The sequence below is a fragment of the Winogradskyella arenosi genome, from assembly GCF_003337305.1.
Taxonomy (GTDB): Bacteria; Bacteroidota; Bacteroidia; order Flavobacteriales; family Flavobacteriaceae; genus Winogradskyella; species Winogradskyella arenosi.
In genome coordinates this window covers 127,355-142,164 of the sequence record NZ_QPJO01000004.1, presented here as the reverse complement: position 1 = coordinate 142,164, position 14,810 = coordinate 127,355, and the positions used below count along the sequence as shown (strand labels likewise).

The window sequence follows — 14,810 nt, the reverse complement described above, 5'->3', positions numbered from 1 at the left end:
GTCTAAAACAACCCTTCTTAAGTCATACAAGCCACCTAATGTTGTTTGAAATTCTAAACACTTGTAATAGAGTTAATTTCTGCATTTAACACTAAGTTTGAGATCCGATTTTTCTGAATTTACACGTCGGAATCCCTCAAAATAAGCCTTAAATTTTAACAAATAAATAGCATTTTATCGAGTATCTATTGGGCTGAAGCTTTTTTAGTGCATTAAAGTGTTGTAAATTTGCACCTTCATTTAAAACCTCGAAACTAAATTTATGTCGGAAGCAAGAGAAGCTGTTAAAGAAAAGAAAACTGATAAAGAATTATACGACTATCAACAGGGGGCGATAAGTCAGATTTTTGAAAAGTTTGATACCGAACGTGAGGATTATCACCTGCTTTATCAACTTCCAACAGGGGGTGGTAAAACCGTTATCTTTTCTGAAATAGTACGTCAGTATTTAAAACATCATAATAAAAAGGTGTTAATTATGACGCACAGGGTGGAACTTTGTAATCAAACATCAAAAATGTTGAATGGCTTTGGTGTAACCAACAAAGTTGTGAATAGTAAGGCCAATTTAGATGATCAAGGAGAGTATTCTTGTTTTGTGGCTATGGTAGAGACGCTAAACAACCGTTTAAATGATGGGATTTTAGATATCTCGGATGTTGGTTTAGTAATTATTGATGAAGCGCACTACAACTCTTTTACAAAACTATTTAAGTTTTTTGAAAAGTCATTTATTCTTGGGGTAACGGCAACGCCTTTAAGTTCCAATAAGGAGTTACCAATGAAGGATAATTATGATGAGTTAATTACCGGGGAAACCATAGAAAACCTTATTGAAAATGAGTTTTTAGCACGTGCGGAAACTTATGCTTACGATATGGGGTTAACGTCGTTAGAAGTAGGGTCTAATGGTGATTATACTGTGAAATCTTCTGAAGATCTGTATTCTAGTCCTTCTATGTTGCAGAAATTAATTGATGCCTATAAAAAGCACTCTTTAGGGAAAAAGACCTTGATTTTTAATAACGGTATTAATACATCTATTAATGTTTATTACGCTTTTAAGGATGCAGGTTATCCGGTAATGCACTTAGATAATACGGCGACTAAAAAACAGCGAAAGCAAATTTTACAATGGTTTCATGAGACTCCTGATGCTATTTTAACGTCAGTAAGTATCTTAACAACAGGTTTTGATGAGCCTACTATTGATACCATTATTTTAAATAGAGCCACAAAATCATTGACCTTGTATTACCAAATGATTGGTCGTGGATCGCGTATTTTAAATAACAAATCCAAATTTACAACCATTGATTTAGGGAATAACTTATACCGCTTTGGACCTTGGGGTGCGGATTTAGATTGGCAGACCATCTTTAAGTCACCTAATTTCTACGCAGACCGTATAAAAGATGATGAAGCTATTGAGTCTAACTTTAAGCACGATTTATCGGATGAAGTAAAAGAAGAGTTTTCTAAATCGGAAGAGACGTACTTTGATATTAAGCAGACTTATAAGGATGCGGTAGATGCGGGAGAGTCTTCAAAAGTAGTTTTAGAGCGTTCCATAGAACAGCATGCTAAGATCTGTATTGAAAACAGTGAAGATGTTTATGATGCTTTGGCCTTAGCAAAATTATTGAAAGACGATATTAACCAGCGTATTGAAACTTACGCGAAATGTATTAGTAGAAGTACTTATAATTTCCTGAAATGGTTAAAAGATGATTATCAGAAGAAATTAAGCTCTTACTTAAGAAGTAATTTTGATGAGAAATTTGAGGAAATACATGGTTATCCGCCAGAGGATTAAGATTTTTTGGCGCTCTTAAAATTTAAAAAATAATAAAGTAGTTCTTGTCTAATAAAATAGCGTAATTTCGCGCCTCAAATTAAAGCACGAAACATGAAACGCATTTCCCAGTACAAAAAACTCTTTGCTATAGAAGATTCTCTAGATTTAAAGACTTTAAAGAAAACCTATAGAAACCTTGTAAAAGAGTGGCACCCAGATAAATTTCAAGATGGTGATGCAGGACAGGCAGAGGCAGAATTGAAGAGTGTTGAAATTATTGATGCCTACCACTTTTTAGTGAGTATAGCACCAGAAACTAAGGCGGCTAATTTAGAGGCTTATAATAAAACCATTATGGAATCTAGTATTTTAGATTTTCAGCATAAAGGTTTGGTTTTAGAAATTACCTTTTTAGATGGTACCACCTATGAGTATTTTGGGGTTCCTAAAAATGTATTTATCAAATTTTTAAATTCTGATAAACAAATGCGATTTGCAAGGCGTAGTATCTTCAATTCGTATACCTACAGAAAATCTAAAAAAGAAACCCAAGCGGCCTAAGAATAAGTATAACGCGTTTTTTAAAGTTATGAGCGAGGAAACCTCCAATCCATCAGAAGAAATTTCAGTAAAAGAAATTGAAACTTGTATTTCTATTTTAGAACGATTGGTTGCGGACACCGATCAGATTTTTGAAATTCCTAAAGCACAACGTACCGCTTTAATAAAGGCCTCAGGACAATTATCGCGTCCGAGTAGGGAAGAATTTTCGCGTCGTAAAAAAGATGCTAAAAAAGCGGCTAAAAGAAAACAAGCAGCTCGCGATAAAAATGCCCGTAAAGAAACGGGGATTAGAAGTGCTAGAGAGGCCCATGTTTTTGTAGCTCCAAAATTATTGGCGGAAGCCGATTTAAAAGCTAAAGAACAGCAAGAATTAGAATCACCTAGAAACTGCTACGTCTGTAAAACCTTGTATACCAAATTACACCATTTTTACGACACTATGTGTGAAGAATGTGGTGATTTTAATTATGCAAAGCGTTTTCAAACCGCAGATGTTAAAGGACAAGTGGCAGTAATTACGGGGTCTCGATTAAAAATCGGTTACCATATTACATTAATGTTACTTCGTGGTGGCGCTACAGTAATTGCGACCACCCGTTTTCCTGTAGATTCAGCCTTGCGCTTTTCTCAGGAAGAGGATTTTACAGAATGGGGGCACCGCCTTAAAATACACGGTTTAGATTTAAGACATATTCCTAGTGTTGAGATTTTCTGTAATTTTATAGAGCAACGTTATGAAAGGCTTGATATTTTAATAAATAATGCTGCACAAACAGTAAGACGTCCGGCAGGCTTTTACAGCCATTTAATACCTAATGAAGAACGTCCTATTGAAGAATTGCCGAAATTTGCTCGCGATTTACTTAACGATCATACCGAGTGTTTGCAAGAGCTTCAGCAATTAACCTCTACGGCTTCACCTAATAAAAATATGCCGGTGACTTGGCATGGACCTGAACCGGGAATTGGCTTAAGAGCTTCTGCTAAACTTTCACAAATTCCGTATAGTTTTGATAATACCTTAGTGGCGCAAGAGGTCTTTCCTGAAGGGCAACTTGATGCCGATTTACAGCAGGTCGATCTAAGAAAAACCAATAGCTGGCGCCTAAAATTAGGGGAAATTGAAACCACAGAGATGATTGAAGTGCAATTGGTGAATTCAGTGGCACCGTTTGTATTATGTAACCGTCTTTCTGAAGTGATGAAGAAAGAAAAAACAGGTCAGAAACACATTATTAATGTGTCTGCAATGGAAGGGAAGTTTCACACCTTCTTTAAAGAAGATCGTCACCCGCACACTAATATGGCCAAAGCAGCCTTAAATATGTTAACACATACGGCAGCAGGTAGTTTAGCGAAGGAAGGGATTTATATGAATGCGGTAGATACCGGATGGGTTACGGATGAAGATCCAGCGGAATTAGCAAAACGTAAACAAGAGCTTCATGATTTCCAGCCGCCTTTAGATATTGTAGATGGTGCTGCTCGTGTAATGGACCCACTTTTTGATGGGATTAATACCGGAAAACATTGGTCTGGTAAATTTTTAAAAGATTATCGCCCTATCAGCTGGTAGATTTATTGTGTTTTTATTTTAAAGTATTTGGTTTTTAAGGTTTAATAAGGTGTTTTATAAACTATTAATTCAATGTTAAATCGTTGTTTTAAAGGTTAAGAATTCTTAATTTTTTTGACTTAAAGTTGTTAAAATGGTATTTTAAAGAAAGCCAAAAAACAACTTTAAAATGAAAACTATTCTATTTATCATAAGCCTACTATTCACAATTAATCTGTCTGCACAAGATCCAATTTTACAGAAGGACAATGAAGCTTTAGAGGCTGTGGCTACTAAATTAACTAAGACTTACGATGAGCACTTAGCTTTAGATGGAAAGCAATTTATTTTGTTCGAGAAAAAAATTGAAGAGTATTTAATAAAAGAAGAAAATATTCATCAGAAGTTTAGCGGAGAAGAAAAGCTAAACCTGTTATATAAATTAAGAAAAGCGGAAACGATGGAGATGCGCAATGTGTTAAGGCAACCACAGTTTGATTTGTATAAGCGTATAAAGTCGCAAATTCAACCGCTTGCCGTCATTACAACTTCAGATAAAACCGATAATAAATAACAATTCAACTTAAAAGGATAATACAAACATTCTAAATGACGTTTAGGATGTTTTTTTATTTTAGAAATACACTTTTTTAGTCTTAAAAATTGAGACGTTCAAGTTACCTTTGCACTTTAATTATTTTGTATGAAAACATTTTCAGAATTAGGGATTAGTAAATCCTATATCAAAGCTTTAAAAGAGCTTAACATTGTAAATCCAACCGAAATTCAAGAAGCGGTTATTCCTACCTTGCTTAAATCTAAAACCGATTTAATAGGTTTAGCGCAAACGGGTACGGGTAAAACAGCGGCCTTTGGTTTACCGATATTACACGCTATTAACCCTAATAATACGGATGTTCAAGCTTTAATTATTGCGCCAACGCGCGAATTAGTGCAACAAATACAAAAGCAACTTTTTAGGTTTACAAAATATGTTGATGCTAAAATATTTGCTGAAGGTGTTTACGGCGGTGAAAAAATGGATAAGCAAATTAAAGCCTTAACAAGAACCACTCATATTGTTGTGGCTACACCAGGTCGTTTGTTAGATTTGGTAGAGCGTGGTGCTGTAGATATTTCTAAAGTGAAAACATTGATTTTAGATGAAGCGGATGAGATGTTGAGTATGGGCTTTAAGGAAGATTTAAATAAAATTTTAAAGTTTAATACTTCTAGAAGAAACACTTGGTTGTTTTCAGCGACCATGCCAGAAGAAATTAAACGTATGGTGAATACTTATATGTCGCCAAGCGCCGTGAAGGTTGAAGTGAATAAGAATGCATTGGTAAATGAAAACATCTCGCACCATTATATACATACGAGCATTAAAGAAAAGCTGAACATGATTATCCGTATTTTGGATAAAAGACAAGAGGAACGTGGCATTATTTTTTGCAGAACCAAAGCAGGAACGAAAGCCTTGGCTCAAGAATTACAAAATGAAGGTTTTGCTGTAGGCGCTTTAGAAGGTGATATGCAACAAAAAGAACGTGATAAAGTGATGCGTGCTTTTAAAAATGAAAGTCTTCAAGTTTTAGTGTCTACTGATGTTTCGGCACGAGGAATTGATGTCAATAACCTAGGTTTTGTATTGCATCATCAATTGCCAGAACAACTCGATTATTACACGCACCGTAGTGGAAGAACGGCTAGGGCAGGGAAGACAGGGCAATCTATTGCTTTAATTATTCCTGGTGAAATGCAGAAAGTTATCGATATTCAATCTGCTTTAGGAATTACGTTTAGAGAATTAGCGATTTAGCATTAAATAGTTGCTATTTAAATAGTTAAAAGAGGTTTATTAAAGTTTTAATAAACCTCTTTTTGTGTCTTATAATTTGGTATTTCTAACAAAATATGCGGCGTCAAATACTGACTATGATTCGGTTTTTAAGATATTAACCTTACCTTGTGTCATAATAAACTAATATGCTACATAATTGATGAAATCATTTTCTATTCAAGATATCAATGCCATTATTAATGGTGAAATCGTAGGGGAGAGCACTAACGCTATTACGGGATTAGAGCAAATTGAAAAGGCCAATCCCCATCAAGCCACTTTTATTGGAAGTCGAAAATTTGAAAACCTTTGGAAGGACTCTAATGCAAGTTTGGCGATTATTAACGACAATATAGATTTAGAACCCGGCGAAAACAAAGCCTTTATCAAAGTTAAAAATGCCGATTTGGCTATGGCGAAATTATTAGAAGCCTTTGCGCCAGAAGCACCGCATTTTGAAGTTGCTATTCATCCTTCAGCAACGGTTGATGCTTCTGCAACATTAGGAGAAGGTACTAAAGTTGGAGCAGGTGCCTATATTGGTAAAAACGTGGTCCTTGGAGCTCATGTTACCGTGTATCCTAATGTGACCATTTTAGATGATACCACAATTGGCGATCATACGGTAATTTGGTCGGGAACTGTAATTAGAGAGCGCTCAGAAATCGGACACTATTGTATTTTCCATAATAATGTAAGTATTGGTGCTGATGGATTTGGGTACCGCCCAAGTGATGATGGTCGTAGCTTAGTAAAAATACCTCATATAGGAAATGTGGTTATTGGTAATGCTGTAGAAATCGGTGCTAATTCTTGTGTAGACCGCGGTAAATTTAGTTCTACGATTATTGGGGATGGTTGTAAAATTGATAATTTGGTTCAAATTGCCCACAACTGTGTCCTTGGTCGCTCTTGTATAATGGCAGGAAGTTCTGGTTTAGCAGGATCTGTAACGCTTGGGGATGGCGTTATTATTGGAGGTTCAGCGTCTATTAAAGATCATACCACCATTCATTCAGCAGCTACAGTAGGCGCTGGATCTGGCGTAATGAATGATGTACCAGCTGGAAAAACAGTATTAGGATACCCGGCCGTAGATTCTAGAGAGATGTTAAAACAATGGGTAGCACTTAGGAAACTAGCACGTTGATCATAATAAAACATAAAAACGTCAGTAGACCTGTATTTTAGACTTGAAGTCTTATCGCTTTAATAAAGTGTTGAGACTATGAGTAAAGCGAAAAATAGAGATCTACTGACGTTTTATTTAGAAGGTGTTATTGGAGTTTAGCCCACCATGATCGATTTGATATTTACAAACTCTTTCATACCAAAACCACCGTGTTCTCTACCAAAACCAGAGTCTTTTACACCTCCAAATGGCATATTAGGATACGCGGTTCCGAAGGCATTGATAAACACCATTCCGGTATCAAAATACTTCTCGGCAAGTTCTATAGCCTGCTTTTCATTTTTAGAAAAGATACCACCTCCAAGTCCAAAACGACTGTCGTTAGCAATACGCATGGCATCGTCTTCATCTTTAGCTTTTATTAAGGAGGCTACAGGGCCAAATAACTCATCGTCATAAGCCGGTTGTCCTGGTGTCACCTGCTCTAAAACAGTTGCTGGATAAAAATAGCCATCACCATCTGGGATTTCGCCACCACACAAGAGTTTAGCCCCTTTTTTAACACTTTGTTGCACTTGTTCATGTAGCGTATCTCTCAAGTCTTCTCTTGCAATAGGACCTAACTTAGTGTCACTAGCCATTGGGTCGCCCATCTTTAAGGCTTTCATGGCTTTTACAAATTCATCTTTAAAAGTCTCATAAACCGCTTCAACGACTACAAATCGTTTAGCAGCAATACAGGTTTCTCCGTTATTATAAATTCTACCCATCACGGAGGTTTTTACAGCTAATTCAATATCAGCGTCGTCTAAAACAATATAAGCATCGTTACTACCTAATTCTAAAACCGATTTTTTTAAGGCTTTACCTGCTTTTTCGCCTATAATTTCTCCAGCTTTCGGACTTCCTGTTAAGGTTATACCGCGAACTAATTTATGATTCACAACGAGGTCAGATTGGTCATGGTTTATGAGTAAGACGCTAAATAAGTGCTTTGGAAGTCCTGCGGCTTCAAAGATAGATTCTAATAATTTTGCGGTTCCTGTAACATTAGCCGCATGTTTTAAAAGAATACTGTTTCCGGCCATAAGATTTGTTATGGTGTAGCGGATCACTTGATAAGAGGGGTAGTTCCAAGGTTGAATTCCGTAAATCACCCCAATTGGTGCGTAAGTGATAATTCCTTTTTTACCATCTTGAAGTTCACGGGTTTCGTTTTTTAGAAATTCTGAAGCCTGATCTGCAGAATAATTACAAATAGTGGTACATAAATCAACTTCTTGCTCACTTTGCTTTAGAAGTTTCCCCATTTCATTGGTCATTAACTCGGCTAATTCAGATTTATGCTTCTGTAATTCTATACCTATAGTTTTAATGATTTTTCCTCGTGATTCAAAGGATTGTCCTTTCCACTTTAAAAAGGCATCATGCGATTTTTCAATAGTTGTCTTCACAACATCGTCAGTCATATATTGGTAGGCACTGAGCTCTTTTCCTGTTGTTGGATTTATTGTTATAATGTCTTTTGTTTTTGTGTTATTTTCCATAATGCTACTTTTTTATAACTCAAAGGTGCAATTCTTAACCAAAGACTATTAACGGTATTCTATTAATTATTGACTTAAACACGAGGTGCAATTGGGAATGTAAAATTTTAGCGTTCGCATTAATAGAAATTGCAAACGAGCCAAGAGGAATGCAGGACTTCTTCTAATTTAGAATTTTCCAAATAATGGGAATATCTAAATGAATTATAAAAAAGAAAAAGACATGTTAAAACCAAGACAAAAAACACCAGATTTAAGTATAAATTTAACCAACGGGATGGAGTGGACCTTGAGCAAACAAAATCCGGAGGCCTTTACTATGGTTGTTGTATATCGCGGGCTTCACTGTCCGGTATGTAAGAAATATTTAGAAGAATTACAGACAAAATTGTCCAAATTTGAAGATTTAGGCGTCAATGTAGTGGCCGTGAGTAGCGATACCAAAGAAACCGCTTTAAAAACTGCGGAAGAATGGGATATAGGAGATGTGCCGTTAGGGTATGAATTTTCTATTGAAGAAGCCCGAGACTGGGGATTATTTATATCTAAAGGTATCAAAGATGAGCCAGAAACGTTTATAGAACCTGGGCTGTTTGTTATAAAGCCTAACCAAGAATTATACTGTGCGTCCTTACAAACAATGCCTTTTGCAAGACCGGGCTTAGATGATATTATCAATGCCATTAAGTTTGTCTTAAATAAAGATTATCCGGCTAGAGGAGAGGCCTAATAATTTTAAAACCATAGAATACATACGTAAAGTCTTCTAGGCTTTGCGTATTTTTTATTACCGCAATATATGTCTGAAAACAAAACATTTAAAATTACAAAACTACCGCAATTGCTTTTGGCTTCAGGGAAATCTTGGTTCGAAGGTGAGCCTTTCCAACGAAGCGCCATTGTGGCTTATTATGCGGTATTATCGTTACCGGCTTTAATTATTATTATCTTGAAAGTGGTCGGGAGTTTTTGGGGTGAAGATTTAGTGCAAGGTGAATTATTAGGTGAAATTTCAAACGCAATTGGTCCCGATGCAGCGGATGCGATCCGAACGATGATTGATAATCAGAGTGGTGAAAACACCAATCTATTTGCGACAATTATAGGGATAGGAACCCTGCTTTACGGGTCTACAGGAGTCTTTTTTCAGTTGCAATCGGCTTTAGACGATATTTGGGATCAGGAGCCAGCGTATAAAAATAATGTTGTCGCCACTTTAATGAGTCGTGTAAAAAGTTTTGGATTTATACTAATCTTAGGGTTTTTACTATTAACCAGTTTTATTTTAACTTCTTTACTGAGTGCTTTTAGTCAACAATTAAATCGATTTTTGCCCGACAATTTATTCGATTACCTCTTTGTCATCGATTTCTTAGTTTCGGTTGGCTTTATATATCTATTATTCGCCACCATGTTTAAGTATCTACCCTCGGCTAAGATTAAATGGAAAACTGTAAGAACAGGTGCGGCATTAACCACTTTTATGTTTTTAATAGGAAAATATCTTTTGGCGTTATATTTTAATACCATGGAACCCGGATCTACCTATGGCGCAGCAGGATCAATCATCTTAATTATGCTTTGGGTGTCTTATTCTAGTTTAATCTTACTATTTGGAGCGCATTTCACAAAACAATATGCCGATCAATACGTTGAAGACGATTACATCACTGGGGAATAGTGATTTATAAATCGGTGCGAACGCGTTTCGTTTATAATAGAGGTAAAGAGCGGTCTTTTTAAAGCAAAGACTTATTTTTGCCTCTTTTTTTGATACGTATAGGGCACTGTTACAAACCTAAAAACCCGATAAATAGAATAGGACCCTTTAAAATTCCTAAATAGAAAATATGGCAGAATTAGATGAAAATGGATTAAGCAAAGGGGCCCGAACACGTCTTCTTATAGGGGTTTTATTTGTTTCGGTAAATTTAAGACCTGCCTTGTCTAGCATTGGACCGCTGATAGATAAGATTCGTTTAGAGCTTTTATTGTCTGATACCTTATTAGGATTACTAACCACATTACCCTTATTGGCTTTTGGGGTGGTATCTACCATGACGCCTTTATTTACCAAACGTTTTGGTATTGGAAATACGCTTTTAGGCGCTTTAATTTTATTGGTTGCCGGACTCGTTATTCGTTCAGCAGGAGGGGTCTTTACCTTGTATTTAGGGACCATCATTTTAGGTGTGGCCATAGCCTTCGGAAATGTGTTAATTCCGGCATTAATAAAACGAAATTTCCCGCATAAAGCAGGATTTGTAACAAGTTTATACTCCGGAATAATGTCGTTAGGCGCTGCGTTTGCCGCGGGTTTAAGCGTGCCTTTATCTGTAGAGATGAATTTGGGTTGGCGTGGATCTTTAAGCGCTTGGGCTATTTTAGCCATTATTGCAGCATTTATTTGGCTGCCTAGTATAAAGCGAATTAAGCGATTGCCACCGAATAGAAGTTTTAAGGTAGCGATGAAAAAACTATCGGGGTCATTACTCGTATGGCGAATGGCTTTTTATATGGGACTTCAATCGGCAGCCTTTTATGTGATTTTAGCCTGGTTACCAGCTATTCTTATTGATCGTGGTTTTGATGCCGCATATGCAGGCTGGATGTTATCCTTATCGCAGGGTACCGGGATTTTGGGTGCCATTGTTATTCCGATATGGGCCGGATCTAGAAAAGACCAGCGCCTTGTTATTGCAAGTTTAGTGGCTATGGAGCTCATCGCGTTGTTAGGATTATTATTTCTTGCAACAGGAATGGTAGTGCTTTGGGTAGGCCTATTAGGTTTGGTACTTGGAGGTACATTCGGCTTGGCTTTGTTGCTTATTGTATTACGATCTAATGATGCGGAAACCGCCGCAGAATTATCAGGAATTGTTCAATCTATTGGCTATATTATCGCAGCTGGCGGACCGTTTACTGTCGGTGTTATTTATGATCTTACACAGGAATGGAATTATACTTTAATATTCCTCATACTTGTAGCGCTTATAAAACTCATAACCGGAATAGATGTAGGGCGCGACCGTAAAGTCTAAAGAATCTTTAGATATTAATGAAGTAAAAAAGGAATACAAATCTTATGTTTTTACAAAAGTATTTTACATAATATAAATTATAGGACATTTAGTTGCAATTACCGTATTAGGGCTCTTGTGGTGAAATTTGATTGTATTCTTCTTTATGTTTGTCTTTTTCTAAAGACATTTTAAGAGTCTCCAATTTATACTTGTGATCGTCTGTCCACTTTATTTTATATTTCTGTTTTCCACCTAAGTCACCATGTTCAATCTGACGTTTGGCACGTCGTTTTATAATCGTTTCACTGTATGCAGGATTCTCATACTTAAATTTGCCACGATGAAATTCTTTACATTTTACACGGTCTTCCGCTGGTAATTCATAGGTTTTGTACTTTGAATTCACAAAATAGTAGATGGATTTCCAGCATGTATTGGTCATTTTCATTGGGTAAATTAACGTCCCGTTTTTAAAATGCTCTAAACAGCCTTGTTGCCAGCCATCATGCTTATAGGTACTTTTGTCTTGGTTAATTTTAATATCAAACCGCTTCCCATTTGTATCTACACAATAATCAATAACGACAACCGCTACGCGGTCAATATCGTCAACAAAATTTTGAGAAGATGAATAGAAAGAAATAATGACGAAAACAAGGATTAGGCATCGCTTCATTTGCTTAGTTTGTTGCTAAAGTACATTATATCTTTAAACTTATAAGGTGGTTCATCTTGGATTTTATTTTGAAATAATTCAATATCTAAAAAAGATAAGGTTATTAGAACTATGACCATTCTTCCTCCACACGTTTCTAACTTTTCCTCTATAAAATCAGGTAGTAATGAATCCGAGGTCTTTAAAGCTAAATATGCAACTCTATTGAAATGAAACAATGAAATATGCTATTGCATCAAGACGACTTATAAAATCCAATTAATTTTAAAGACAAACACTAATCTTTAAAAATCAATATATTATGAGTTATTACTTTAGTAAAACCTTAGAAGGCCAATTTAACGATGTGGTAGAAAAAGTTATTGCTGCTCTTAAAACCGAACAGTTTGGTGTCTTAACGGAAATAGACATCAAGAGCACGCTAAAAGAAAAATTAGACGTCAATTTTAATAATTATAAAATATTAGGTGCTTGTAATCCGCCTAGTGCACACAAAGCCTTGATGGCGGAGGATAAAATAGGCACTATGCTACCTTGTAATATTATTGTGCAAGAATTAGATTCTGGCGCTATTGAGGTGGCAGCGGTTAACCCTATGGCTTCCATGCAAGCTGTAGATAATGACGATTTAAAAGCCATTGCTCAGGATATTTCTTCAAAACTTAAGGCGGTTATTAAAACGGTATAATCATTACTGCTTTTATGTTTTTCGATGCTTGCACGCTCAGAAACGGTTGCGTTTTAAACGGTTTTTGCGTACAGTATAGTTCTTCTGAAATCAATTAAATCCTTAAGGTCAATGTGTTATTCATCGAGTATTCGACGAACGACACGTATAATATGCTGAAATTAATAATTTTGTTGTACTTAACCTACAAATATGACATTATGGATTTAAAATTACGACGTTTTTCTTACGTTGTGGCTTCGTGGCTATGCCTTATCCCCACAGGTTTAGAGGCGCAAACGCAACCCATTCATCCCACGGAAGCAGCAGCTCACTTTAATGTGTTTACCGCTGGCGAAGCTATTGCTGTAAAAACAGAATCTGAAGGGGCTTGGGCCGTTGGTGGCGATTTCACACTCGATGGGAACCTAAATATCTTTGGTGGCGTTGACCATTACAACGGAGACGCTCAAGCGACTGCTCTTGTGGTAGACGGAAAAGTGAATTATGTTTCAGGACGTTTACAAATTCTACAAAATAATTATGTAAAGATAGCTGATTTATCTTCAAGTACCATTTTTGAATTGGATCCCAACCAAGTGATTACAAATACAAGAATCACATCTGTTGACGGTCATTTCGATAGTACCCCAAATATTTCATTGTCTACATCACAAAGTGCCAGTTCTATTACGGCAGACCCCCTACTCGATTTTGAGGCTGCTTTTGCAACGTTTGAAACCGTATCTGCACAGATCGGAAGTTTAGACTCGAATGTGTCTTGGAATTTAAACGCATATGCTCAAGGGAAATTATGGTTAGATTTAGTGCCTCAAACTACTAACGTCATCAACTTTACGGCTGCCGAATTCAATGCGCTTCAAGAAATTAAATTCAATACCCTAGTACCTTCAGCAACTACGCCGTTGGTCATTAATATTACGGATGTTAGTGCAAATCCAGAGGTTGTGTCATTAAATAGCTGGCCAAATATCGTGGGAAGCCCTTTAAGTTACGCGCCTTATATTCTATATAATTTTGCAGAGGTACAGTCTACACTAGAATACACCGGAGGTGCACAAATGTATGGGACTATTTATGCGCCTAAAGCACGATTTAATAATCGCAGTCAGTTTAATATAGACGGACAAATTATCGTTGCGGCGTTTGAGCAGAATTCAGGCGAAGTTCACCCTTTATTGTTTGATACTGTTATTGAGTTTCCACCGTTTAATGCTGAAGAAATCTGCGATGGTATTGATAATAATGGCGATGGCCTTATTGATGAAGATTTTGCAGATACAGACGGCGATGGTCTTGCGGATTGTATAGATAATTGTCCTGAGACCCCAAATCCAGATCAATTAGATGTCGATGCCAACGGTATTGGTGATGCTTGTGAAGTACCTGAAGTTGAAGAAATTTGCGATGGTATAGATAATAATGGCGATGGCTTTATTGATGAAGGTTTTGGTGATATCGATGCAGATGGTGTTGCTGATTGTGTAGATAATTGCATTTACACTTATAATCCTGATCAAGCCGATTTTGATGGCGATGGTCTTGGTGATGTGTGTGGTGGCGGTGCAACCGGACCGTATTACCGAAGTGCATTTAGCGTGGACGTCTACCCTATTCCTTATGAAGATGTGGTTCACTTTAGTCATCATGCAACGGTAAATACCAACGCAACCATTGAAGTTTTTGACATGAACGGACGCGTATTAAAACGTGTGGTAAGTCCTTTAGAGATGAATGCTGAAAATGAAATAATTAGTATAAGTTTAAAGGAGTTTTCTAAGGAAAGTCCGGTGTTATTTGTTCGTTTTACAACGGATGAGGGTACTGTGGTAAAACGTATCATTTCGCATTAAGTCAAATTTGTTTCGTTTTATAAACTCGAATAAGCCAGTGAGCAGCGTGTCTAACTGGCTTTTTTGTATCATATGAAGTTATACGCGTTGAAGGCTTGTTTTTTATAAAGCTTAAAAGCTTAATTTTGTGA

General features: G+C 36.6%; 13 protein-coding genes. 11 read left to right on the top strand and 2 right to left on the bottom strand.

Annotation, left to right across the window (positions count from 1 at the left end):
• The first annotated feature begins 262 nt into the window (after nucleotides 1-262).
• From DFQ08_RS12160 to lpxD, 6 genes are all read left to right on the top strand, one after another.
• Nucleotides 263-1,816 carry a DEAD/DEAH box helicase gene (locus DFQ08_RS12160; protein ID WP_114310295.1) on the top strand — a complete coding sequence of 518 codons (1,554 nt, stop codon included), beginning with the start codon at nucleotides 263-265 and terminating at the stop codon, nucleotides 1,814-1,816.
• Nucleotides 1,817-1,909: 93 nt separating this feature from the next.
• On the top strand, nucleotides 1,910-2,359 hold the full coding sequence (locus tag DFQ08_RS12155) for a KTSC domain-containing protein (RefSeq protein WP_114310294.1): 450 nt from the start codon (nucleotides 1,910-1,912) through the stop codon (nucleotides 2,357-2,359).
• A 28-nt stretch (nucleotides 2,360-2,387) separates the two neighbouring features.
• Nucleotides 2,388-3,938, top strand: coding sequence for an SDR family NAD(P)-dependent oxidoreductase (locus DFQ08_RS12150; RefSeq protein ID WP_114310293.1), 1,551 nt, complete (start codon nucleotides 2,388-2,390; stop codon nucleotides 3,936-3,938).
• Nucleotides 3,939-4,107: 169 nt separating this feature from the next.
• Nucleotides 4,108-4,491: a hypothetical protein gene (locus DFQ08_RS12145; protein ID WP_114310292.1), complete on the top strand. Its 384-nt coding sequence runs from the start codon at nucleotides 4,108-4,110 to the stop codon at nucleotides 4,489-4,491.
• A gap of 129 nt (nucleotides 4,492-4,620) precedes the next feature.
• The gene (locus DFQ08_RS12140) at nucleotides 4,621-5,739 is read left to right on the top strand and encodes a DEAD/DEAH box helicase (RefSeq protein WP_114310291.1); all 1,119 of its coding nucleotides are present in this window, start codon (nucleotides 4,621-4,623) and stop codon (nucleotides 5,737-5,739) included.
• A 181-nt stretch (nucleotides 5,740-5,920) separates the two neighbouring features.
• Nucleotides 5,921-6,910: a UDP-3-O-(3-hydroxymyristoyl)glucosamine N-acyltransferase gene (lpxD, locus tag DFQ08_RS12135; RefSeq protein ID WP_114310290.1), complete on the top strand. Its 990-nt coding sequence runs from the start codon at nucleotides 5,921-5,923 to the stop codon at nucleotides 6,908-6,910.
• Between the two features lie 137 nt (nucleotides 6,911-7,047).
• Here lpxD and DFQ08_RS12130 read toward each other — a convergent pair whose 3' ends face one another.
• Entirely contained in the window at nucleotides 7,048-8,439 is a 1,392-nt protein-coding gene (locus DFQ08_RS12130) for an NAD-dependent succinate-semialdehyde dehydrogenase (RefSeq protein ID WP_114310289.1), read from the bottom strand.
• Between the two features lie 199 nt (nucleotides 8,440-8,638).
• On the opposite strand from DFQ08_RS12130, the gene DFQ08_RS12125 reads away from it, so the two are divergent.
• From DFQ08_RS12125 to DFQ08_RS12115, 3 genes are all read left to right on the top strand, one after another.
• Nucleotides 8,639-9,169, top strand: coding sequence for a redoxin domain-containing protein (locus DFQ08_RS12125; protein ID WP_245935433.1), 531 nt, complete (start codon nucleotides 8,639-8,641; stop codon nucleotides 9,167-9,169).
• Nucleotides 9,170-9,238: 69 nt separating this feature from the next.
• The gene (locus tag DFQ08_RS12120) at nucleotides 9,239-10,120 is read left to right on the top strand and encodes a YihY/virulence factor BrkB family protein (protein ID WP_114310288.1); all 882 of its coding nucleotides are present in this window, start codon (nucleotides 9,239-9,241) and stop codon (nucleotides 10,118-10,120) included.
• A 169-nt stretch (nucleotides 10,121-10,289) separates the two neighbouring features.
• On the top strand, nucleotides 10,290-11,480 hold the full coding sequence (locus DFQ08_RS12115; RefSeq protein ID WP_114310287.1) for a CynX/NimT family MFS transporter: 1,191 nt from the start codon (nucleotides 10,290-10,292) through the stop codon (nucleotides 11,478-11,480).
• Nucleotides 11,481-11,586: 106 nt separating this feature from the next.
• On the opposite strand, the gene DFQ08_RS12110 is transcribed toward DFQ08_RS12115, so the two are convergent.
• Nucleotides 11,587-12,138, bottom strand: coding sequence for a hypothetical protein (locus DFQ08_RS12110; protein WP_114310286.1), 552 nt, complete (start codon nucleotides 12,136-12,138; stop codon nucleotides 11,587-11,589).
• A 301-nt stretch (nucleotides 12,139-12,439) separates the two neighbouring features.
• On the opposite strand from DFQ08_RS12110, the gene DFQ08_RS12100 reads away from it, so the two are divergent.
• Nucleotides 12,440-12,826, top strand: a complete 387-nt coding sequence (locus tag DFQ08_RS12100) for a DUF302 domain-containing protein (RefSeq protein WP_114310284.1) — start codon at nucleotides 12,440-12,442, stop codon at nucleotides 12,824-12,826.
• Nucleotides 12,827-13,026: 200 nt separating this feature from the next.
• The gene (locus DFQ08_RS12095) at nucleotides 13,027-14,679 is read left to right on the top strand and encodes a collagen-binding domain-containing protein (protein ID WP_181858408.1); all 1,653 of its coding nucleotides are present in this window, start codon (nucleotides 13,027-13,029) and stop codon (nucleotides 14,677-14,679) included.
• The last annotated feature ends 131 nt before the right edge of the window (nucleotides 14,680-14,810 follow it).

Coding starts and splice junctions, on each gene's coding strand:
- DFQ08_RS12160 (WP_114310295.1), top strand. CDS start 263: ATGTCGGAAGCAAGAGAAGCTGTTAAAGAAAAGAAAACTGATAAAGAA.
- DFQ08_RS12155 (WP_114310294.1), top strand. CDS start 1,910: ATGAAACGCATTTCCCAGTACAAAAAACTCTTTGCTATAGAAGATTCT.
- DFQ08_RS12150 (WP_114310293.1), top strand. CDS start 2,388: ATGAGCGAGGAAACCTCCAATCCATCAGAAGAAATTTCAGTAAAAGAA.
- DFQ08_RS12145 (WP_114310292.1), top strand. CDS start 4,108: ATGAAAACTATTCTATTTATCATAAGCCTACTATTCACAATTAATCTG.
- DFQ08_RS12140 (WP_114310291.1), top strand. CDS start 4,621: ATGAAAACATTTTCAGAATTAGGGATTAGTAAATCCTATATCAAAGCT.
- lpxD (WP_114310290.1), top strand. CDS start 5,921: ATGAAATCATTTTCTATTCAAGATATCAATGCCATTATTAATGGTGAA.
- DFQ08_RS12130 (WP_114310289.1), bottom strand. CDS start 8,439: ATGGAAAATAACACAAAAACAAAAGACATTATAACAATAAATCCAACA.
- DFQ08_RS12125 (WP_245935433.1), top strand. CDS start 8,639: ATGAATTATAAAAAAGAAAAAGACATGTTAAAACCAAGACAAAAAACA.
- DFQ08_RS12120 (WP_114310288.1), top strand. CDS start 9,239: ATGTCTGAAAACAAAACATTTAAAATTACAAAACTACCGCAATTGCTT.
- DFQ08_RS12115 (WP_114310287.1), top strand. CDS start 10,290: ATGGCAGAATTAGATGAAAATGGATTAAGCAAAGGGGCCCGAACACGT.
- DFQ08_RS12110 (WP_114310286.1), bottom strand. CDS start 12,138: ATGAAGCGATGCCTAATCCTTGTTTTCGTCATTATTTCTTTCTATTCA.
- DFQ08_RS12100 (WP_114310284.1), top strand. CDS start 12,440: ATGAGTTATTACTTTAGTAAAACCTTAGAAGGCCAATTTAACGATGTG.
- DFQ08_RS12095 (WP_181858408.1), top strand. CDS start 13,027: ATGGATTTAAAATTACGACGTTTTTCTTACGTTGTGGCTTCGTGGCTA.